General features: G+C 40.8%; 20 protein-coding genes. 5 read left to right on the top strand and 15 right to left on the bottom strand.

What is annotated here, in order from left to right; translation table 11 throughout:
- Nucleotides 1-22: 22 nt before the first annotated feature.
- The 3 genes from JIN86_RS09740 to JIN86_RS09730 all read left to right on the top strand — a co-directional run bounded on the left by JIN86_RS09740 (nucleotide 23) and on the right by JIN86_RS09730 (nucleotide 2,823).
- A complete protein-coding gene (locus JIN86_RS09740) occupies nucleotides 23-1,411 on the top strand; it encodes a hypothetical protein (RefSeq protein WP_202341815.1) in 1,389 nt (462 codons plus the stop codon).
- A gap of 163 nt (nucleotides 1,412-1,574) precedes the next feature.
- The gene (locus JIN86_RS09735; RefSeq protein WP_004229425.1) at nucleotides 1,575-2,300 is read left to right on the top strand and encodes a glucosaminidase domain-containing protein; all 726 of its coding nucleotides are present in this window, start codon (nucleotides 1,575-1,577) and stop codon (nucleotides 2,298-2,300) included.
- 106 nt (nucleotides 2,301-2,406) lie between these two features.
- A complete protein-coding gene (locus JIN86_RS09730; protein ID WP_009370891.1) occupies nucleotides 2,407-2,823 on the top strand; it encodes a hypothetical protein in 417 nt (138 codons plus the stop codon).
- Here JIN86_RS09730 and JIN86_RS09725 read toward each other — a convergent pair whose 3' ends face one another.
- From JIN86_RS09725 to JIN86_RS09670, 12 genes are all read right to left on the bottom strand, one after another.
- Nucleotides 2,824-3,651 carry a C40 family peptidase gene (locus tag JIN86_RS09725; protein ID WP_202341814.1) on the bottom strand — a complete coding sequence of 276 codons (828 nt, stop codon included), beginning with the start codon at nucleotides 3,649-3,651 and terminating at the stop codon, nucleotides 2,824-2,826.
- Complete coding sequence (locus tag JIN86_RS09720; protein ID WP_202341813.1) at nucleotides 3,620-4,432, bottom strand: serine hydrolase; 813 nt, start codon at nucleotides 4,430-4,432, stop codon at nucleotides 3,620-3,622. Before JIN86_RS09720 ends, JIN86_RS09725 begins: the two co-directional genes overlap by 32 nt.
- A gap of 7 nt (nucleotides 4,433-4,439) precedes the next feature.
- Nucleotides 4,440-5,372: a S66 peptidase family protein gene (locus tag JIN86_RS09715; RefSeq protein WP_202341812.1), complete on the bottom strand. Its 933-nt coding sequence runs from the start codon at nucleotides 5,370-5,372 to the stop codon at nucleotides 4,440-4,442.
- Nucleotides 5,369-6,316, bottom strand: coding sequence for an ATP-binding cassette domain-containing protein (locus tag JIN86_RS09710; RefSeq protein WP_009370886.1), 948 nt, complete (start codon nucleotides 6,314-6,316; stop codon nucleotides 5,369-5,371). The genes JIN86_RS09715 and JIN86_RS09710 overlap by 4 nt, the downstream gene beginning before the upstream one ends.
- Nucleotides 6,309-7,382, bottom strand: a complete 1,074-nt coding sequence (locus JIN86_RS09705; RefSeq protein ID WP_051145728.1) for an ABC transporter ATP-binding protein — start codon at nucleotides 7,380-7,382, stop codon at nucleotides 6,309-6,311. Before JIN86_RS09705 ends, JIN86_RS09710 begins: the two co-directional genes overlap by 8 nt.
- Nucleotides 7,375-8,349 (bottom strand): ABC transporter permease, encoded by a 975-nt coding sequence (locus tag JIN86_RS09700; RefSeq protein ID WP_004229435.1) that lies wholly within the window; start codon nucleotides 8,347-8,349, stop codon nucleotides 7,375-7,377. The genes JIN86_RS09705 and JIN86_RS09700 overlap by 8 nt, the downstream gene beginning before the upstream one ends.
- Entirely contained in the window at nucleotides 8,349-9,293 is a 945-nt protein-coding gene (locus JIN86_RS09695; RefSeq protein ID WP_202341811.1) for an ABC transporter permease, read from the bottom strand. The genes JIN86_RS09700 and JIN86_RS09695 overlap by 1 nt, the downstream gene beginning before the upstream one ends.
- Nucleotides 9,294-9,375: 82 nt before the next feature.
- Nucleotides 9,376-11,205 carry a peptide ABC transporter substrate-binding protein gene (locus JIN86_RS09690; RefSeq protein WP_232735586.1) on the bottom strand — a complete coding sequence of 610 codons (1,830 nt, stop codon included), beginning with the start codon at nucleotides 11,203-11,205 and terminating at the stop codon, nucleotides 9,376-9,378.
- A 332-nt stretch (nucleotides 11,206-11,537) separates the two neighbouring features.
- Entirely contained in the window at nucleotides 11,538-12,332 is a 795-nt protein-coding gene (locus JIN86_RS09685) for a M55 family metallopeptidase (protein ID WP_004229439.1), read from the bottom strand.
- Nucleotides 12,329-12,943: a M15 family metallopeptidase gene (locus JIN86_RS09680; RefSeq protein WP_004229440.1), complete on the bottom strand. Its 615-nt coding sequence runs from the start codon at nucleotides 12,941-12,943 to the stop codon at nucleotides 12,329-12,331. The genes JIN86_RS09685 and JIN86_RS09680 overlap by 4 nt, the downstream gene beginning before the upstream one ends.
- A 455-nt stretch (nucleotides 12,944-13,398) precedes the next feature.
- Nucleotides 13,399-14,457 (bottom strand): DmpA family aminopeptidase, encoded by a 1,059-nt coding sequence (locus JIN86_RS09675; protein ID WP_202341810.1) that lies wholly within the window; start codon nucleotides 14,455-14,457, stop codon nucleotides 13,399-13,401.
- A gap of 1 nt (nucleotide 14,458) precedes the next feature.
- A complete protein-coding gene (locus JIN86_RS09670; RefSeq protein WP_202341809.1) occupies nucleotides 14,459-15,157 on the bottom strand; it encodes an aspartate/glutamate racemase family protein in 699 nt (232 codons plus the stop codon).
- Nucleotides 15,158-15,384: 227 nt separating this feature from the next.
- Here JIN86_RS09670 and JIN86_RS09665 point away from each other — a divergent pair, with 227 nt between their 5' ends.
- Nucleotides 15,385-16,782, top strand: a complete 1,398-nt coding sequence (locus JIN86_RS09665; RefSeq protein WP_004229444.1) for an alanine/glycine:cation symporter family protein — start codon at nucleotides 15,385-15,387, stop codon at nucleotides 16,780-16,782.
- 121 nt (nucleotides 16,783-16,903) lie between these two features.
- On the opposite strand, the gene JIN86_RS09660 is transcribed toward JIN86_RS09665, so the two are convergent.
- From JIN86_RS09660 to JIN86_RS09650, 3 genes are all read right to left on the bottom strand, one after another.
- A complete protein-coding gene (locus JIN86_RS09660; protein ID WP_004229450.1) occupies nucleotides 16,904-18,865 on the bottom strand; it encodes a methyl-accepting chemotaxis protein in 1,962 nt (653 codons plus the stop codon).
- Nucleotides 18,866-19,040: 175 nt separating this feature from the next.
- Nucleotides 19,041-20,720 carry a methyl-accepting chemotaxis protein gene (locus JIN86_RS09655; RefSeq protein ID WP_202341808.1) on the bottom strand — a complete coding sequence of 560 codons (1,680 nt, stop codon included), beginning with the start codon at nucleotides 20,718-20,720 and terminating at the stop codon, nucleotides 19,041-19,043.
- A 152-nt stretch (nucleotides 20,721-20,872) separates the two neighbouring features.
- Nucleotides 20,873-21,592, bottom strand: coding sequence for a hypothetical protein (locus tag JIN86_RS09650; protein WP_370568661.1), 720 nt, complete (start codon nucleotides 21,590-21,592; stop codon nucleotides 20,873-20,875).
- Between the two features lie 203 nt (nucleotides 21,593-21,795).
- On the opposite strand from JIN86_RS09650, the gene JIN86_RS09645 reads away from it, so the two are divergent.
- Nucleotides 21,796-22,362: a hypothetical protein gene (locus JIN86_RS09645; protein WP_054550850.1), complete on the top strand. Its 567-nt coding sequence runs from the start codon at nucleotides 21,796-21,798 to the stop codon at nucleotides 22,360-22,362.
- The last annotated feature ends 3 nt before the right edge of the window (nucleotides 22,363-22,365 follow it).

Here is a 22,365-nt window from a genome sequence, read left to right as displayed (position 1 = left end):
TGTAGTAGAGAGGTCGTGACCTATGCATAATGGCTTTCAGTTTTTGGCGATTTCACAACTAGCAAAAAGGTTTCCAGCAGACTCTTGGTGGGCAAAGTTTTACAAGGATTTTAGTGAGGATGATCTAGTAGCGTACTATGAGGGGGATTTAACACTTCCCTCTCTTGATTTGGACTGGGATATGCCATTCCCACAACAGGACAAGACCATTCTCATCTTCATCAATGGACATTTAACCGTAGACACCCTCTATAATTTAGAGACAGATGGGGCAATTGGGCTGATAGTGATGGGCAATGTACTTTCTAAAAATATAGCTGTAGGTGGTCAGGAAATCTATGTGCACGGGCATCTGACAGTCGAGAATATATTATGTGGCTCCTACAATCATGGCGAAACGATCGTTAATGGCAATCTTCAGGCAGCAATTTTGGTTCAAGATGATGAGTATCGCATCAACGTAAAGGGTCAGAAGTCGATTCCTTGTATCGTAAATATATGGCACGGAGATGGCGTTTTTCAGGAACTCCCTATCCGTATTGAAGATGTATTAGTAGACGAGATATTTTTACCTGAGGATGAGGATGACATCGGCTTTTCCTTCACTTCACTCGTGGAAATTCTTAAACAAGGACGTTCTGCACTCACTCAATTTACAAGCGTTCCTAAAAGGACAATAGCAGCCCCTATTTATTTCACGCACCATTCGATCAATGCGGAAAACATACTGAAACTGACTTCATGTATTCTGATGACACCTGACAAACCTTCTTTCGATTTGACGGAACAGGATGTTTATTTTATGATCCAACGCGCACATACCAATGCTGATGGAGATGTACGCAATGATAGTATTTATATATTGACCTCGCAGTGTCATTATTTTATTTGGCTTAATGAGGATCAATCCGTCTCTCTCTTGACAAAAACACTAGATGAAGAAGCTGAATGGTGGGATATTACAGCATCCCCCCAGGAGGATTTAGTGGATTTACAACAGCTCTGGCTGATGTTGTTAACCTGCATCAATGTAGCAGAACTTTACTTGCATAGTATCGAGGTGCGAGATGTACAACAAATTCTCCAGCATCCTACGATTCTGGATTTAGACGATGAACATGATGGATTGTGGGATGGTTCCAAATGCTATAGCTTCCGTCAAACCTATTTGGATGATGAAGGCGATAGGATACATGCTCGCATTGAAATTATGACGCCTGATGAAGCGTATTATTTTTATACGCTCGAAAATCAATCCTATGTTGCTCGCCACTATCAGCCTCCTAACGTTTTTGGTCGACAAGAGCTATCTTATTTAAACACGATTCAATGGGAAGCGTCCGAGCGATATTTTGAGAGATTCAAACAATTTATGTCTCAGAATTTTAAGATAGATTTAGGAACTAATTAAGGCAAGAAACGTTCTATTAATGATGAAGTCTATTCAACTATACATCTCTTTCACTCTCTGTAATAATGAGAGATAACTAAACTTTTAATAGAAGGGAGGGAGATGTGGTCACGACCAACATCCAGCTACAATGAAATACGTGCTAAACTTTTTTAAAGGACTTATGATTGTCGTTGTTGTTATTTGTATTTCGTTTTATATGGTGACACAGTTATTTAATACGACTGAAAGAGAAGAGTCTGTGGTTATTGATGATCGTCCAAGTGTGGAAGAGTTTATCGGTGAGATTGCAGAGACCGCACGAGATCTTGGTGCTGACAATGACTTATATGCATCCGTGATGATAGCTCAGGCGATTCTAGAAAGTGAGCATGGGCAAAGTGGACTTGGCTCTGCCCCTAATTATAATCTTTTTGGAATGAAAGGTAGCTACCAAAATAATTCCGTCACACTCGAAACCACAGAGGATGATGGGTCAGGCAACCTTTCTACCATCATGGCTGACTTCCGCAAATACCCTTCCTATGAAGCATCCATGCAGGATTATGTAAAATTAATGCGTAATGGCGTTTCATGGAATAAAGATTTTTACGCAGGCGTTTTCAAAAGCAACACAACTACCTATACAGATGCGACCAAGTTTTTAACAGGCTCCTATGCAACTGATTCGGCTTACAATGAAAAATTAAATACATTGATCGCAAAATATGACCTTCAACAATATGATAGTCCTGTAAAAGATAAGAAAACCATCACGGTGGCTGATGGAGATTCACTTATGAAGATTGCCGAAGCCTATAATGTGAAAGTGACATCACTTAAGCAGTGGAATCAGCTTCGAACAGAACGACTTGAAGCAGGCCAGCAACTCAATATTTATCATTATTAACACAAAACGTCCATGACTCATCAAGGAGTATGGACGTTTTTTCTCATGAAACTAATTCGTTTGTCAAAACGTCTTAATGTAAAAATACGGAAAGGATAGGAACACAGTGAAGCGTACACAATTGCTCAGTCTTCTCGCCGTTAACCTTGTGCTATTGCCATTGATTCAGCTTAGCTACCACCTATATTTCATAACAAAAATAGCAGAGGGTTCCTTTTATCTTATTATTTTGCCCACTCTTATTATTTTATCGAACCTCTTACTATGTTGTAGTTGGCAAAGAGTAGCAGCCTCTATCCATTGGACTTTTATCTATGTGGGACAAGGCACTTCTATAGCCTGTTATTTTGTGTGGCATTATGGGCAACTAGAGCCCTATCCAGATATGCCTCCAGGTGAAGCAGTCTTTGATTTATGCATGAGTACATTTTTAATTGGGCTATGGCAGTTCATCGTGTTAGTACTGATCCATCTCAGTACGTTGATCATCCTCAAAATGGGACTGACCTTTAAAAAAGCTTAACTAGTCTTTCTGTGAGTTATATAAAGTACCTACTGCTAGTATGGTCGTGGCTAAATCCTGTCGATAGAGGGGATGTTTGGCATCTAGACTATTAATGGTTACTTCATTACCACCTAACGATGAATGGACATACAAATCATCACCCATATATAAAGCAATATGACCTGGAAAATAGATTAAATCACCCTTCTGCATTTGGTCTTGGTCTATGTTAACGATAGGGAAGCCCTCTACTATTCGGGCATCACGATAAATATAGACACCGTTTAACATATAGGCCATTGAACATAAACCAGAGCAATCAATACCCAGTGGCGATTTGCCCCCCCAGCGATAAGGGGCCGTTAAATAGCTAAGCGCTGTGTCCACCACATTTTCTCGGAACTGCTGCTCTGATAATGACTGTACTGTTATTTTAGGCTGTAGCCATTTTGTTCGAACATACCCTATTTGTCCTGACACTAGCTGTACAGCTGACCATTCTTCAGGCACTGCTTCGTCTGACATAACACGAATGGAAGAGCCTCTTACAAGCGTTAGCAGCTTTGTACTTTGAATACGTGGCTGCTGCAAAACATCTGCAAAGCTTTGACAGATTACATACTGTGCCTCTTGTTGCCATGTAGACGCAAGAGCCTCCTCTTGTAGTAAATCTGCCTTCTGACAATACCCCTCGTAACGATAGGCCGTTCGAATAGAAACCCAAGCGTCATTGACATCACTGATGATCTCGACGGTCATCCCATAAAGCACTTCATCGACTAATTCAGAAGCTTTATCTGGCATGGCATGCAAGCTAGCAATCATGGCTGTAACGATAGCCTTCATCCTTCTCCCCCTTCCGCTTCACTAGCTGGTCATAGACAACTTTCGATAGACGACCAATGAGTTGGCGCGCCTGATCATTGTCCGTTACATTTGTTATAAAAACACCCATACTATAATCGACTGCATTCGTGTAAAATATCCCTACATCATGATCGATGGTATCTAGTCCGCCTGTTTTATGTGCCAGCCTCACATCTTCTATTAGATAGCGCTTTAGGGAGTCATGCACACGCTGACGGCTTAAAATATCAATGACTAGCTTATTGTAGGGAGGCGATAAAAGCTCTTGCTGATAGATACGCGTATAAAGATGCGCCATATCCCTTGCTGATGTGCGATTATCTATGCCCTTTGCTAGCCGCTCCACATCCATCATTTTTCGCTGTAGCAATGTATCCTGTAAACCGATATGCTGAAAATAGGCATTCAAATATGCCATGCCAACTACATCGATTAAGACGTTCGTAGCTGTATTATCGCTTGTAATAATCATCCATACTAGCAGATCATAGAAAGTGCTTTGTGTAAGTCTTTGTTCACTAATCACACTAAAATCCACCCAATCAGTTGGTGAAATCGTATGCGTAGAATCAAGTGATAATTTGTTTTTCTCTATATATGAGAGCAAGGCTAACAGAATCGGCACTTTGATTAAACTAGCACTTGAAAATGAAGCCTCTAGCTGATGACTGATGAGCAACTGATTTGTTGTTAGATTTTTAATAAACAAATGTACGTTGTAGGGCGATTCTTGAATAAGTGTCGTAATTCTCTGCTCCATAGACCACCTATCCAACTACATGGATACGCTGATTGTCCGCATCCATTTTGACGCTTCTTCCTAAAGGAAGCGACATCGTTGGTAAACAATGACCACATGCCAAATCAGCAATCATAGGCTTCCCTAAAGGCACTAGAATTTCTTGAAAAATAGTTTGTAATGATAAGCTGTGTGCTGGCTTTTCGGGATTTTCAGGTTCGCAATTTGTCCAAGCGCCCAATAAAATGCCTGCCACGTCATCTAGCTTTCCTGCCAGTTTTAATTGTGTCAGCATACGATCCACCCGTTGCTCCGTTTCATCGATATCTTCTAAAAACAGAATCTTACCTCGTGTATCAATTTCATAGGGTGTGCCAAGTGAAGCGGTCACTAATGTTAAATTGCCACCGATGAGTTGACCTGAAGCGCTCCCAGGAACCAGCGTGGACATGGGCTGGTGAGAAGGATTTTTTAAGTAGTACGCCTTTCTTTCATTCTCCATAATCAGCTGAATGAACGACTGCCAAGTATAGTCATCCATCTCCTGTCTAATAAATTCTGTGGATGGCATCGGCGTATGATAGGTTACAAAGCCACATAGCTGATTAAAAGCTATATGTAGAGCGGTCACATCACTATAGCCAGCAAATACTTTGGGATTGGCACTTATCAAGTCAAAGTCTAATTGAGCTAAAATTTTCGTCGCACCATAGCCCCCACGTATACAAAAAATGCCATCAATCATTGGATCACCAAACATACGATGAACATCTGCTACCCGTAAATCATCTGTGCCTGCTAAATAGCCATGTCTTACGTGACAGGTCTCCCCAACGACTACATTGAGCCCTAGCTTTTCGATACTAGCAATAGCAGGTTGCAGCTTTTCAGGTGGCGTTGCTCCAGAAGCACTAATAAGACCAATTGTGTCACCCTTTTTCAATGCCTTTGGACAAATCATATCTTTTCCTCCCTTTTCAGTGAAGTACGATAATGGGCAAGTTCCTCTTCATTGGCTAAAATAAAATGACCTTCCTCTATTTCAACAAATGAGGGGGGATTCTCATCATAACGATGCTGTGACGGATCATACACTTCTACAACTTTCTCCCGCTCCTTATAGGGATTTGGCTCTGGTACTGCTGATAACAAAGCCCTTGTATAAGGATGCAGCGGATGAGCAAAAAGCTTTTCTGTTTCCGCTAGCTCCACAATTTTCCCCTTATAAATGACCGCCGTACGATCCGTAATAAAACGGACAATCGATAAATCATGGGCAATGAATAAATATGTTAAATGATTTCGCTGTTGAAGGCTTGCTAATAAATTTAATACTTGCGCTCGAATGGATACGTCCAAAGCAGATATAGGCTCATCTGCAATGATAAATTCAGGCTCCATCACTAACGCTCGAGCAATGCCAATACGTTGGCGTTGACCTCCTGAAAACTCATGCGGAAAGCGGCTTGAGAACTCTGGAAGTAGCCCAACGTTCAGTAAAGCATCGCGCACCTTTTGTTGCCGATCTGCCTCATCTTTATATTTTTTCGAAGGGTATAAGCCCTCTGAGACAATATAATCTACTTTTGCTCGTTCATTCAGAGATGCCATAGGGTCCTGGAAAATCATTTGGATTTTTTGTGTAATTTCTCTATCCCAATCTTTAGGTATTTTCCCCTGAATACTTTTGCCATGGTACAAAATTTGTCCCTCTGTAACCTCATTGATGCGCATAATCGCTCGACCAATCGTTGTCTTCCCTGAGCCTGATTCACCTACAATGCCAAATGTTTCGCCTTTAAAAATTTGAAAGCTGACATCATCAATGGCTGTAAACTTATTTTTTCCTTTGCCAAAAACAACAGATAAATTTTTTATCTCTACGAGCACCTCTTTATCAGTCATTCGCATACTGCCTCCCCTCGGCAAAAAATGCCTGTAAGGCTGCTGGAGGCTCTACCTTTGGCGCCAGTGGATCTAACAACCATGTTCGCGCATAATGAGTATCACTGACCTGAAAAAAGGGAGGTCGCTCGATAAAGTCAATTTTTAGTGCATATGGATTGCGTGGCGCAAAAGCATCACCTTTGATTTCTTGAAATAGATTAGGAGGCGTGCCCTTAATGGAATACAATTGTTCTCCCTTTGAGCCAAGCTGTGGTAAGGAGGAAATAAGCGCCCACGTATATGGATGCCTGCTATGAAAGAAAATTTCATGTGTTTCCCCAACCTCTATGACATCGCCTGCGTACATTACGGCAATACGGTCAGCCACTTTTGCGACTACACCTAAATCATGCGTAATATAGACGATTGTTAAGTCGTATTTTTGCTGAAGACTTTTTAAGAGCTGTAAAATTTGTGCCTGAATGGTTACATCCAAGGCTGTCGTGGGTTCATCACATATTAAAATATTCGGCTTACAGGCAATCGCAATCGCAATAACGATGCGTTGGCGCATCCCTCCTGAAAATTCATGCGGGTATTGCTTATAGCGCTTTTGTACATCGGTAATGCCGACATCTGTTAACAGCTTTAGTGTTTCCGCATAGGCTTCCTTGCCTCTTAAGCCCTGATGCATAACCACACATTCTTCAATTTGCTTTCCAATGGTTTTGAGCGGGTTTAACGATGTCATCGGATCCTGTGTCACCATCGCTATTTCCTTGCCACGAATCCCTAGCCATTCTTGCTCTGTTGTGAACTTGCCTAAATCCTGTGCATTGTAAATAATTTGTCCCTGCTTAATGCGACCATTTTTATCAAGCAAGCCCATAATGGATTTCATCAGCACGGATTTACCCGAACCTGATTCGCCCACAATGGCAAAACTTTCTCCCTTGTAAAGGTCGAGTGAAATATCGCGAATCGCTGTTAAAACTCGCCCACGTAGCGTAAACTGAATCACTAAATTTTGAATGCCTAATATGCGTGATTTTTTCAATGTCACTCGCTTCCTCTCCTTAAACATGGTTTTTCGGATCTGCTGCATCTGCAAAGGAATTACCAATAATATAAAATGCGATCGTAATAACGCTTAGCACAATACTTGGGAAAATAAGCTGATAACGTAGATCTGGTGACATCATAAGGACACGTCCTTCATTGATTAAATTTCCTAAGGATGGCTCACTGATCGGAAGCCCTAAGCCGATATACGTTAAAAAGACTTCTGCCCCAATTGCAAAGGGTATCGCTAAGCTCATGCGTAGCATAATGACAGAAATTAAATAAGGTAATAGATTTTTTAGAATAATACGATAATCAGGTGTGCCTAAGCACTTTGAGGCTAGATTGTATTCGCGGTCCCGCAAAATAACAATTTGATTGCGGATAAACCTCGCCATTTCCACCCACCCCGTAATACACATGGCAATAATAATTGTTGAAATACTTGGCCGTAAGATATAGGACATTAAAATGAGCACAATAGTTGTGGGGATATTATCGATAACATTATAAAGCTGTGTTATGGGCGCTTCTAATTTCCTTGAAAAGCCCCACAGCGTACCGATTGTAATCCCCACAACTGCCTCCACTAAAGCCACAACACAGCCGATAAAGAGGGATGTCCGTGTGCCTGCCCAAATACGAGACCATAAATCCTGACCAATTGAATTCGTACCAAACCAAAATTCTGCATTAGGTACCATATTACGTGCCTGCATCCCCGTTTGTTCATCCAAGTAAATTTCAGTTGGTGATTTTTGCGCGGGTAAATAGGGCTGTAGAATCGTAAAGCCAACAATGATGATCACCCCAACTAATAAAAAAACGGCCAGTCGATTTTTCAAAAAGGATTGCCATGTAGACCGCCAATAAGAATAATTTGAATAGCCCGTTTCCTCCGCCTGCCTTGCATCTACTTCAGCAAATTCAAACAAGGTTTCACGCGATTTATTGGAAATATTATTGATTTCATCTGTATACATCCCCATTAACGCACACCCCCTCCCTTGCCTAATTTAATACGAGGGTCGACAAGTGCCATGGCAATATCCCCCAAAATAAGTCCAATGATACCTAGGGAAGAGAACACTAACACTAGGCCTTGCACAATTGTATTATCCTGTCGCTGAATAGCATCCACAAGCAAGCCCCCCATCCCTGGAATGGAATACAACGACTCTATATAAATCGAGCCTGTAATCGTAAACAGAATCGTTGCAGGTAAATATTGTGCCATGGGAATAAAGGCATTACGTAATACATGCTTGAACATCAATGTCCGCTCCTTTACGCCCTTTGCCCTAGCTAGCTTAATATAGTCCTTGTTCAGTTCATCCACCATATAGCGTCGCATCCACATCGCGTAGGAGGCAGTTGGAGCCAATGCCATTGACGTAAGTGGAAGAATCCAAGTAATCGGCCTGTATTCATCAAACAGCATCGGTAATTGAAAGAGTTCTGTAATATACATTTGAATAACTAAGTAATAAACGGCTGCAGGGACTGCAACAACAAATACGATATAGCCTGTCCCAAGTCGATCCAGCCAACGTCCCTTACGATAGGCCATCATTATTCCTAACGGTACACCAATCAGGAGTGATAAAGCGACGGCTCCTAAACCAAAGAGCAGAGAATACGTGATTTTATCTGCAATAATCGTCACTACTGAGACATCGGTACGATAAGTTACTGATTTGCCCAAATCTCCCTGCAGTAAATTCTTGTAAAAATTCCCCAGTTGGACAAGCATTGGGTCTCGCAAGCCGAGATTTGTTAAGTAAATTTCCTGCTGAGCAGGTGACATTTTATCAGCTGCCGCTCCTAAATAGCCTTCCTCTGGCATTAGCCGTAATAATGAAAAGACAATGGTGATGATAATAAAAAGGGTTAAAACGGATTGTAAGAGTCGTTTTCCTATATACTGCAACATCGCGCCATCCTCCTTTGTCAAAAAGACGAAAGGAGATGCCGACTATTCTTTTCGGTATCTCCTTTTCATCTACGAAATTCTACTACTTTTCAGCATTGGCTAGTGCTTCCGCACGTTCTTGCTCCCACTCAGCAAGCGCTTTTTTAAATTCTTCATTACTCATTGGCTTTTCTAGCACTTGCTGGCCTTTAAATTTCTCTGCCGTTACACCAAATGGCGAATATTGCGCCTCGAATGGATTTAATTTAGATGCCATATAGCCACTACCACCAACTGAATATGGAATAACAAAGGCTTCCTCAATTAAAAACGCTTCTGCCTTCGCAAATAGCTCATAGCGTTTGGCTGTGTCAATTGTTTCTTTCGCTTGATCTACAAGATTTTGATATGTTGTTTTACCATTCGCCTCTTTATAGCCTTCTGCTAATTCTGGTTTATTGTAAGTTCCATCTACTGTGAAAGGATCTGTATACGTAGATGGATCTGCAAAGTCAGGACCCCAGTTCGCCTCTAAGAGTGCAAATTTACCTGGACGACGTACCTCTGATAAGAAGCCTGTGGATGGACCAGCCTCTACAATAATGTCGACATAATCTGTCCCTAGTAGTTTTTCCATTTGCTGCTCGACTACTTGAGAGCGATTAGCCCAATCCGGCATACCAGCGTTATAAGGCATTAAGACTTTCACAGGGAATGTCGCCTTACCCGCTAATGCCGTTTTTGCTTTTTCTTTATACTCAAGGGCCAGCTCTTTATTGAAGGAATCCTCATTGGAAATGGATGTAAGTGGTGCTAGTTGTGTATAATCCACGCCTTCCACATCAACAAAGTTTTTTGGTGTAATGGTATTGCTCAACAAATCTGCTGGATTATAGGGCTCAACCGTTAGCATCGCGGACACTCGATCAAGCGCATGGAATAAGGATTTGCGGAAATCTTTATTATTGACGGCGATTTTCCAGTTATCAGGCTCGTATTGTGCGTCAAATTGTGGGTTGAAGTTGAGTGCATAAAAGTAGGTATAGAAGTTATTTTGTGTTTGACGAACCTGAGATTTTTTCTTTTCATCTTTAAACCATTCATCAATGATAGAGGTAGGGATACTAGCCGAATCGATTTCGCCACGTAAAAACAGCTCAGGCGCCACAGTTGCCGCTTCTTTATTGTATTTATAGCGAATACGATCAATCAGCACCTTGTCTTTATCCCAGTACGTTTCATTTTTCACAAGAACGCGTTCATTTTGTGGCTCAAATTTATCTAAAATATAGGCACCGTTATAGAGGAAGTTTTCACGTGTTGTGCCAAAATCCGCTCCTTTTTCCGCAATGAACTTGCCATTTACAGGGAAGAAACAAACATAATTCAACATAGAAAGAAAATAGGGTGTCGGCGCCTCTAAAGTATATTCTACTGTATGTTCATCTAGCGCCTTTATGCCTACTTCCTTGAAATCGTTCATCTCGCCATTATAGAAAGCTTCCCCATTTTTCACCACCGTCGCAATCCATGCTGTCGATGATTCATTTTTAGCATCAAGCACATAGTGTAAGCCATCCACAAAGTCTTGTGCCACAACAGCTGCATATTCCTTGCCCTCATGTGTTACCCATTTTGCGTCATCACGCAATTTGAATGTCCACACCGTAGCATCCTCATTCGAGGACCACTCTTTCGCTAATCCTGGCTGGACCACCCCATAGTTGTCATATTCAATGAGCCCATCCACCATATTCGCAGCCACCGCAAATTCATTTGTTTCTGACGTCTTTAAATAATTTAACGTTTTAATTTCCCCTGAATACACCACTCGATATTCCGATGCTTTTTCACTCGCTGACTTGTCATTACAGGCTACACAAAATAATACGACCAGACATACGAACAGCAACCAATATTTTCTCACAAGCATCCCCCTAGTCATCTTTTTATAATGAAAATCCTATTGGTAGGATGGATTGCACCTTCCCTAGGATCATTCAAACATAAGCTAGGTCTGTCTAAATCGACCATCTATCGATGAAATGAACAACGGTACATACTCGTTGTCACGGTTATGAGATTAAATTGTCGGTTCTATCAAACCACTCAGACAGCGTGTCCCACTGCTTTTTGAGCGGGTCTATCTACCTTTTGATCACTTCTCACACCCTTGTGAGCGGGTCCCTCACCAAATGGATCACTTCTCACCTTTCAAGAAATAGAATCCTCACTTGATGTAAAAGCTCCCACTAGACCTTTCCATCATGTTAAAAATTGCAGGACACGCAGCACCTCATAAAAATCATGGGTCAAGAACTCCACGGTATTATGTGGTTTGAATTTGGCATTTGGATAAAATGAATTGCGATAGGCTCTTGTATGGTCACGATAAATAATCTCAACCATAAAGTGTTCTGGCAACGTTACCTGTAATGCGGCACGAGGGATCTTCATAGAAGACTCTACCAGTCGCTTGGTTTCCATTATGGTTAGTTGTGGACTGACACTAATCGTCGCATTGCCGATGCCTTCCTTTGTAGCAAACGTGACAATGTGTTCATTTATCGCCTGAATCTCTTCTGTCAACCCCACATCACCACTTACGAAGGACACGGGCACATCGTGTAACGCTGCTGCATACGTATTGATTAGAAATTCGCTCGCATATTCGCCATTGATTTTGACATCTGCGTATGTGCAAAGTGTGTGGGCTAGTGGGTTACGCTCACTGCCACCCTTGCTGTGATAACCGATAAAAATAGCACGGTCAAAGCTTTGATCGAGACCTGCTACCATACACATAGGGTCATATGTCCAGCCACGGATGACTTTACAGTTGATTGGTAAATTGGAAATGTCTAGATTGCGGGCTGAATCATGTGCGTCCTTTAATAAAATTTCAGTTGCTCCCCCTGCTATCGCTCCTTCAATGGCAGCTTCTACTTCTCGCGTCATTTGTCTTTGAAAAAACTGATAGTCAGGTGCGTTTAACTCGGTCTCACTCCACGAGGTTGTACCTGTAATCCCTTCAATATCTGCACTAATATAAACTTTCATAGAAATCGAAACTCCTTTACATTGTGATGTTGAATTGTTGCGTGTACTGCTCCGTAATGAGCTACCTGTGCATAAACACGTCTAGCCCATGCCACATTGCCATAATCGTAATGCCACCATTCCTCCGCATAGTTCGTAAATCCAGCAAGTGTCATACAGTTATACAGCAAACGTCGGTGCTGACAGGCAAGCGGATTTTCTTGCGTATGCTGTTCAAAATAACGGGTCGCTGATTTTTCATTCATTTCATCAAACGCTGTCCCAAGATCGAGGGCTTTACCATGAACATTAGCCAGTGTTACATCGATGGCACCCCCTGTTAAATGGGGGGCTAAATGGGCTGCATCTTTACTTGGAAATGCTACATATTTTTTGGTCGCCTGCATAATCTCTTGTGGTGTTAACTGCGGCAGCCTTTTTGCTAATTGCCGAGAAAAATGGCTGAACAAATACTGCTGTACTTGAAATGGGCGATAGCCATCATAAAGTAATAAGCCATACTCTTGAGGTAATAATGTTAATACCTGTTGCAAACGCTCATAGACACCTTCTCTTACATAAATAACGCGTAAACTATTAGAAATCTGTTGCTGATAGTAGATTGGCTTCATAAATACCCTAGGATGAGCACCTGTAAGCTGGATAAGCGGCTCATTGTTTTCACATACAACTGGTGATGGCGAAGGGCTTCCATTTAGAGAAGGTGCTATCGGTTGAAAAAGGTTAATAATAACGGAACCCCCCTTCAAATAGTTAGATAATTCAGTTTTTTAAGTTGAATATTATCACATCTCCCTACCATTGACTAGATAAAAAAAGAATAATTACAAAATAATGGATATACTCTTATAATGATACATATTCCAGCAATTGACGGGTCGAAAAACCACTTATATCCTCTAATTAAGGATTTTATTCATCTTATAGCTCGCTCATGCTAAAAAATTAACGAATCCTGTTTGGTTACCTAAAAAAAGCCATTGAAACACTGAACTGCCCCGTAAAAGTTAGATTGATGTCTAACTTTTACGGGGCAGTTCATTTGCTGTTTCAATGGCTTTTTCTTTTATGCCTGATGAAAGGAGTAAGCTTGTACAGTATGACCATTGCGGCCAGTTGTTGTCTGTGCCTGCGATAACGAATTCAGTATCGCTTCCTCAGTCGCTTCCGCTGCGGCTGTAAACAATTGATTCATGATGGGATGATCCTCACGAAGCTGAAATCTTGTCTCTATAAGCTGATCAACGGTATGAGGAATACAATATGCCGTCGTGAAGCCAATCACAATGTCACCACTACCATGTGAAAAATGACTGCCTGTCCGTCCTAAACCGATACCACAGCGTTTAATGACACGTGTCAATTGTCGACTACTTAGCGGGGCATCTGTCGCAAGAACAATGATAATGGAGCCATCTGTTGGTGATAGAGTAGATTGGTTCTGCATAGTTGAGACTTTGTAATGCTTAGCTAAAAACTCCCCACCTTGTCCAAAGTTACTAAGAACTAGGCAGCCTACTGTATAGTTCACTTCATTTGATTCTACTTTGACGATGCGAGAGGAAGAACCAATTCCTCCTTTATAGCCGAAACACATCATCCCCTTTCCTGCACCAACAGCGCCTTCCTGTGCCGTCTTTGTAGAGGCTTGGCGAATGGCTTCTATGGCATGCGCAGGTGTCACTGGACAAGCTCGAATCGAATTAAGATAACTATCATTACACTCGCCTACAACGAGATTAATGGTTCCTGTTGTCAGTCCAATGTCTTCATTCCTATCAAGCATATAGCTTAATGTACCTTGTGTCACAGCTGGTACGCCAAAAGTATTGGTTAACATAATGGGCGATTCCAGTACACCTAGTTCATTCACTTGCACAAGTCCCGTTGTTTTCCCAAAGCCATTTAGTACATAGCTTGCCGCTGTTACCTTTTCCTGAAATACATTGCCTCCATGCGGTAAAATAGCTGTAACGCCTGTACACGCATAGGCACCATTCTGATCTAATGGCTCATCTAATGTCACATGTCCCACTTGGACTCCTTCTACATCCGTGATGCAGTTTTTCTGCCCAACTGGTAACATGCCAATTTCAATGCCCAATTGTCTTACTTTTCCCTGCATATTATGCCTCCTCCTGAATCGCCATTAATACAGCAGCCTGTGCATGGATCGCCGTTGTATCAAACACCGGAATGCTGACATCCTCCTGCTGAATCAATAAGCCGATTTCTGTGCAGCCCAAAATTACCCCTTGTGCCCCCGCATGTACAAGCTCCTCGATCACTTGGCTATAGTACGTTTTAGATGCTGGTACAATGGTGCCAAGACACAATTCATGATAAATAATTCGGTTTACTTCCATTCGGTCGTTGCTGTCAGGCACGATCACCTCTATGCCAAAGCTTTCTACCCTTGCCTTATAAAACGCTTGCTCCATTGTGTATTTTGTGCCAAGAAGCGCTATTTTCTGTAGCCCCGCTTCTTTGATTTGCTTAGCTGTGGCATCCGCAATATGTAAAATAGGAATGGTTATAGCAGGCTCGATAACATCAATGACCTTATGCATTGTATTGGTACAAATGATGATTAGTTCTGCACCTGCCCGCTCCAGTGCTTGTGCAGCTTGAGCTAGCACCTCACCTGCTTTGTCCCACTCAGCGTTAGCTTGAAAATGCTCAATTTGCTGGAAATCTACACTAAACAAAATACATTTCGCAGAGTGTAAGCCCCCTAGTCTATGTTTAACCTGTTCATTGATAAGTCTGTAATATTCAGCAGATGACTCCCAGCTCATCCCACCAATTAAGCCGATTGTTTTCATGTCTACACCACTCCCTTTTTTCTATTATTATACGCCTCTCTCACACAAAAATAAGAGAATTTTCCAAAAGCAATAGATGACGATTGGAAAATAATACATAAAAGGAATTTTCGCAATTAATAAATTTAAAATATCAAAATTTTAGCATAATTCATTATATTAAAAAAAGTTGATTTTATATAAAAAAACAGTGTAGACTAAAGCGTATTGTGAAAGGAGGACAACTTATGGAATGGATCTCAACGATAGTTGATAGCGGAAATAATATTTTATGGACATATATCCTCATTATCTTACTTTTAGTAGCAGGATTATATTTTTCATTCGGTACGAAGTTTGTACAAATTCGTCTTTTTCCTGAAATGTTTCGTTTAATTGTAGAAAAAAGAGAGGGCGATTCGGGGGTTTCTCCGTTCCAGGCCTTTACCATTAGTGCTGCTTCACGTGTCGGCACAGGAAATATTACAGGGGTAGCTTTAGCCATTGGTGTAGGCGGACCTGGTGCAGTATTTTGGATGTGGATAATCGCAATTTTAGGGATGGCCACTGCCTTCATTGAAAGTACCTTAGCGCAGGTCTATAAAGTGAAGGATGGCGATACATTCCGTGGTGGACCGGCCTACTATATGGAGAAAGCGTTAGGTCAACGAAAGCTTGGCATTATTTTTAGTATTTTATTAACATTAAGCTTTGGCTTTATTTTTAATGCTGTGCAATCCAACACAATTGCCACTTCAGTCGGCGAAGCCTTCAATGTAAATCCAAAGATTATCGGGGCTATACTTGTCATGTTAACTGGATTAATTATTTTTGGTGGTGTCCATCGAATTGTAAAGGTGACACAAGTTCTTGTTCCAGTTATGGCCATCTTCTATTTACTTGTAGCTCTTTTGGTCGTGGTGACCAATTTATCGGAAATCCCACATGTTTTTTCATTAATTTTCACTCATGCGTTTGGCCTACAGGAAGCTGCTGGTGGCGCAATTGGGGCAGCAATCATGCAGGGCGTACGTCGCGGTTTATTTTCCAATGAAGCAGGGATGGGGAGTGTACCGAATGCTGCTGCGACTGCTAATACTTCGCATCCTGCTAAGCAAGGACTTGTACAAAGCTTAGGTGTCTTTTTTGATACGATTATGATTTGTACAGCCACTGCGTTTATCATTATTTTAGCGGGCTTATATGATAAAGGTGAGAGTAATGGTATTATCTTGACGCAAAACTCTTTAGCTGTTCATGTTGGTGATTGGGCTCCTTATTTTATTGCCATCTCCATCATTTTCTTTGCTTTTAGTTCAATTATTGGTAATTATTATTATGGTGAATCCAATATTGAATTTATGGATGCCCATAAAGCTTGGATGTTTTGCTATCGAATTTTAGTGTTAGTTATGGTTATGTTCGGCTCTATCGCACAGGTACAGCTTGTATGGAATCTTGCTGACCTCTTTATGGGGCTGATGGCGCTTATCAATATCGCCATTATTATGATGCTCGGTAAAGTTGCCTTCCTTGTGCTAGACGACTTTACTGAGCAACGTAGAGCAGGCAAAAATCCTGTCTTCTATGCAAAATCAATCCCAACCTTAAAAAATACTGACTGTTGGGAAGAAGAAGATCGATAAAATACTGAACGCCACTTCTAAGATTGGAGTGGCGTTTTTTGATAAAAACGGTTGCTTTGCTCTACTAGTACGGCATTTATCAACACTTAACGCCACCCCAAATTTGGAGTGGCGTTGTGCTTTAATATTTAAACTGACTAATCAGTAGCTTTAATTCATCCGCCATATGCGCGAGTGCTTGCGCAGAGGCATTGATTTCCTCCATTGAGGCTAATTGCTCCTCTGTTGATGCCGCTACATCCTCAGACGCCGCTGCATTGCCTTTCGCGGAGAATGCCAAATCTTCTGTTACTGCTGCTACCTCTTGAACACCTGCAGACATCTGTTCAGAGGCTGAAGAGACCTCCTCCATTTTAGGGGTAATTTCATTCATACTTGTCATAATGACTTGGAATTTTGCAATGGCTTCATCGGAAATATGCAATCCACTTTGCACATCCTCTGTAACCTTCGCCATAATACTGACAGATTGCTCCGTTTCTTGCTGAATCCCTCGGATAAGCTCAAATATTTGTTTAGCTGATTCCTGTGATTGCTCTGCAAGCTTCCGCACTTCGTCTGCCACAACTGCAAAGCCTTTCCCATGCTCTCCTGCTCTCGCTGCTTCGATAGCGGCATTTAAAGCAAGTAAATTTGTTTGATCTGCAATGCTTGTAATCACATCTAAAATGGATGTAATTTGCTGAGAGCGTTCATGCAATGTCTGGATTTTCGCATTGGAGTCTGCTACAGATAAATGAATGGATTGCATTTGATCCTTTGTATTTTGAACAGCTTGTCCACCCTCATCTGCCTGTAATGTCGCGTGCTGTGAAAGGTCCGTCACAGCGGAGGAGATTTCTGCAATATGCAGAATAGCAGTAGAAAGCTCATGTAAAGAAGCTGCATTTTTATTGGCACTTATCGTTTGAGAATCAGCGCTTGTTGCAACATCCTGAATGGAAATCGCCACTTTTTCCGTTGCAATGCTTGTCTGATTGGCATTGGCAGTTAGTTCTTCTGCTGAAGAAGCAACCTCCTCTGCATTTTGTTCAATTTTTTGAATTAGTGTCCGCAAGCTTTCTTGCATATCATTAAAGGCTTGTCCTAATTGACCAATCTCATCTTTTGACGTAATCGTTACTATTTCCGTGAGATCCCCTTTGCTGATTGTAACAGCACTATCCTTTAAGGCTTTAATTGGTTTAATGACAGCCCTCATTACAAAATAAAAAATGATGGAACTGATGATTATTGCTGCTATAAGGACTAGAATCGTATGGTATAAAATTGAGGAAGCAGACTCATCAATTTCTTTAGCAAAAATTGTTCCTGTTATTTTCCAATTTGTCAGCTCATTTGTCGTATAGAATAATAGACGATCATCACCATTAAAGACATATTCATACGTACCTGATGGACTTTCGTACATTTTATCAAGGAAGCTTTCTTTCAGCTCCCCACCCGCTTCCAGTGTAGGATGTGAAATGACCATCTTGTCCTCTCCAAAAATAGAAGGATACCCATTTTTTCCGATTCGAATTGAATCAGCAATTTTTTGAAGATCGGTTAATTTAATATCAATGGCCACAACTCCAGCCTGATCCTTCGTCTGCTTAGCAACTGTTACCACCATATCACCCGTCCCCGCATCCTTGTAAGGGTTGGTAATTAAGGTTTCTCCTTTTAAAGCTGTTGCATCTTTATACCAATCTCGATCTAATGGATTATAGTCTGCACCATTCAATTTTGGCTCCTGTGTAAATCGACCGTCATTCATGCCAATATAAACACTCAATACATCTGCATTAAGCTTTGTATATTGCTGAAATTTAGCCACAATCGAAGCTTGTGCTTCTTCATATTGGCGCACATCTATTTCACTACTAAATACATTGATATCACTCATTTTCTCACTAATCGTTTTGTCAATGAGCTTATTTAAAATGCCTACACTTTCATTGGCACTAAATAAAATTTCTTCTTCAATCGAGTCTTTTGCAGATAAATAAGACAAACTCCCAACAGATATGACAGGGATAAGTAATACTAGTGCAAATAGCGTATAAAGCTTGCCCTTAAAACTGCTAAATAGTTTCTTCATATATCAATCTCCTTTTGATTTTTTCAAAACCTCTCCCTCTCTTTATCTGCTTAACATTTCTCCCAAAGCTTTTATCGGACAAAAAAATTTTTTTCTAACTTTTTTACGATTTTCATATTATTCAGGCTTTACCGACAAATAAAAACCCCTGTAACTAGACAGGGGTCAATTGGATTTAGTATTTAAACGACTGAATGGATTCTTGCAGGTCTATCGCCATCTTTGCTAGATGGGTAGAGGCTGCTGCTACCTCCTCCATCGCTGCATTTTGTTCCTCTGAAGAGGCTGCAACACTTTGCACATGATGGCTTGATTTGATCGACACTTCACTCATATAGTCCATTTCCTGCACTAACTTTTCAATATCTTGATGAATTGCTTGAATGGCTGCCGTTACTAGCTCGGTCTGTGCTTGTACATCATTAATGGCATCATCAATTTGTATAAAGTTATCCCTTGCCACATTGACCTTTTCACGACCTACATGGACAGAATCATTACTATTAACCATATCTTCCTCGATAATCCTCGTGCTATCTGTAATTTGGGCCACTACTTTTTCAATATCAACTGCAGCAAGATTTGACTCATCTGCTAGCTTGCGGACTTCCTCTGCCACTACCGCAAAACCTTTCCCATGCTCCCCGCTCCTTGCGGCTTCAATAGAGGCATTGATTGCTAGTAAATTGGTCTGTGTCGCTATACTTTTAATGACATTTACTGCTGATACAATCGCCGCTGTATTGTCATCTAAATCTTGCACACGTGTATTTAGCTCACTTGTGTTAGTAGAAATTTCATTCATTTGCGCTGTAACATCATGCACAGAAGAACGACCTGTTTGTGCCATATTTTTCGTGTTGACTGTTGCTTGATTCACGCTTTGAATGCTTGTAGAAATATCATTCATTTTCTTCAAAATATGCGCAGATAAATTTCGTACATCACCTGTTAATGTATCCTGCTGATCAATACCTTGTGCAATATCATGAATAGATTCTGTTACCACCTCTGTCGCCTGTGTAACCTCCATGCTACTTGCTGTTAGCTGTTCGGATGTTGCGGCAACTTGCTCAGAGGAGTTTCCGACTTGTTTCATCATGAGTCGAAGCTTTTCTGACATACTATTGAAGGAATCGGCTAAGTGCGCAAACTCATCCTTGGTTTTAAATTGTAAATGCGTATGCAAATTCCCTTCCGAAAACTTATCCATTTCAACTACTGTTTGTTGAATATTTTTTGCGATCCGTCTACCAAATAGTGTTGCAATGATAATGCTTATAAGTAGAGAAATAGCCACTAGAATCATAATTTCCAGGCCACTTCTTTCTCCTTTTTGCTTGGTAGCCTCAATATGAGCCTGCATATCTTCTTGCTGAGCTGTAGCCATCGTTTTTCCAAAGACAACCAATTTCTGAGAGCCCTCACCTAAAATCGGTAAAGCCATTTGTTGTGCTTGCTGATGATCCCCTCGCTGATAAAGAGGCACAATCTGCCCATCTATAGCCTTTTCCCAGTCGTCAAGCTGCGATAAAAATTGATCAAAATCTTGATTACTATCACCTATTTCCTGAAGTCGATTAATCGACGTATGTAAGGTATTTCGGATTTCATGATGATTGTTGAGCATTTCTTCCTTGCCATATAACATATACCCACGAATAGCCGCATTCGCTCGTACGGTTTGGAACGAGATATCTTGATATAAATGGATTAATTCCGTATTGTCTTCGATTTCTGCTAATGTCTGATTATTATTATTCAAGTAGTACATAGCAATCCCTGAAATAAGCAGTAAAAAGATGAGGACAATACCAAAAGCAAATTGCAATTTCCGTTCCACAGTTAGTCTCATATGATTCCCTCTATTCTTCTATAATCCACTTGAGTATAGCCTACCTAAACCTATTAGCCTATAAAATCTATGTTGCTCCTCCTAAACTATCGCTAAAATTTAACAATAATGAGAATTTCGCATCTAAGCTATTGACAATAATATCCACTATTTCACCAGTTGAAATAGGAAGTAATCATTTGGAAACCATAGAGATAACACCAAAAGAGCGGAAGAAGCAGGAGCATTTTCAGAAAATGACCTCTTTTTTCTAAAAACTCTCGCATGCCTGAAGTCAGCATCATCGCACTCAGTAATAGTAAGCTATGTTGAGCCCCATAAATCTGCATAGAGAATGTGATAACAAGCGGTAAGATGGCTGGATAAATAGAATCTGCTAGTGATCTTTTATCCTTCGTATTGGAGGGCATGCTTTCTTTCTCTGTGGATTTAGTGGCTACTAGTTTCTTTGCAAGCATATAGACAAGACCAAAAAATAAAATTGTATAAACAATAAATAATAGCCACGACATTTTGCTTTTCTCATTTAACAAATGAAAATAATCCTCAGCTTCTTGTGCTTGCAGTACATAATACAATCCTGTTTTTTGATCCATTAGGAAGAATCGTTCATCCTCGACTATTACTTTCAAGGCCGTTTCCTTGCCATTATGGAAGCGTATGTATAAATCACTTACTGCTTCATGGTCTGCGGGTCGACTGCTAAGGTCCTTTTTAGTTTGTAAAACTTGCTGAAGGCGATCTGTATCTTTCACCTCATAGCGGTCGACATAGAATACTTGCTTTAATGGATATAAATAGTGCTCTTTGCCATTATTTCCAGACAAATACCAAGCCTCTTTAATCGATTGAATAGGAGTATGCAGCGGCACTAGCTCCTCCCGCTGCCTTTCATTGTAAATGAAGAGTAGTAGTGTGCTTATACTCAGAACCATGCCCAGAATAAGTGTATAAATATAACCACCCTTGTGCACTTTATCACCTCCTTTACCACTTTACATTTATAGTAATTATTGTCATATACGATTTACTACGCTAATAAGTTTCAGCTATACTTAAATAGAGGTGATGATGTATGAGTAGACCAGAATTATATGTACATTTAGTAGTCGGTCCTGATTGTGATTTTGAATCCATGGCCATTCGAGCGGCACTGGAATCCTTTGGTGCAGGAGTGACACTTGATTTAATTGGTAGACCAAATGATTTAATTGATATTTTATCTGGAAATGATCTTCCTCACAAAATGGATTATTTGCTATTGAACTTTCATGGCGATGAGGGGCGATTTTGTCTGCCTGAGCTAGGAGAAGAGGTATATGAAGAAAATGAACCAAGGAGTATCTATTTTGAACCTCAAGATGTCTTAACCTATTGTCAGCTACAGGGTGTCAAGGTCATTGCGGCAGGCTGTACATTAGGCTGGCAGCAGCTAGCGACAGCCTTTTTAGAGAGTGGCTGTCATTCCTACCTAGCACCTGATGATTATATTGAGGGTAATGCTAATCTCATGTTTCTAATTCACTTTTTCTATGAGATAATCACAAATCATAGAAGTCAGCAGGAGGCATTTGAACTTGCTCAAGCGACCGATCTAGAAACAGCCTTATACAAGCTCTATTTAGCAGAAAAAAGATCGTAGCAC

This window comes from Lysinibacillus sp. HST-98 (genome assembly GCF_016757845.1).
Lineage (GTDB): Bacteria > Bacillota > Bacilli > Bacillales_A > Planococcaceae > Lysinibacillus > Lysinibacillus capsici.
The sequence above is the reverse complement of the archived record's forward strand: the minus strand, read 5'-3'. Positions and strand labels throughout refer to the sequence as shown.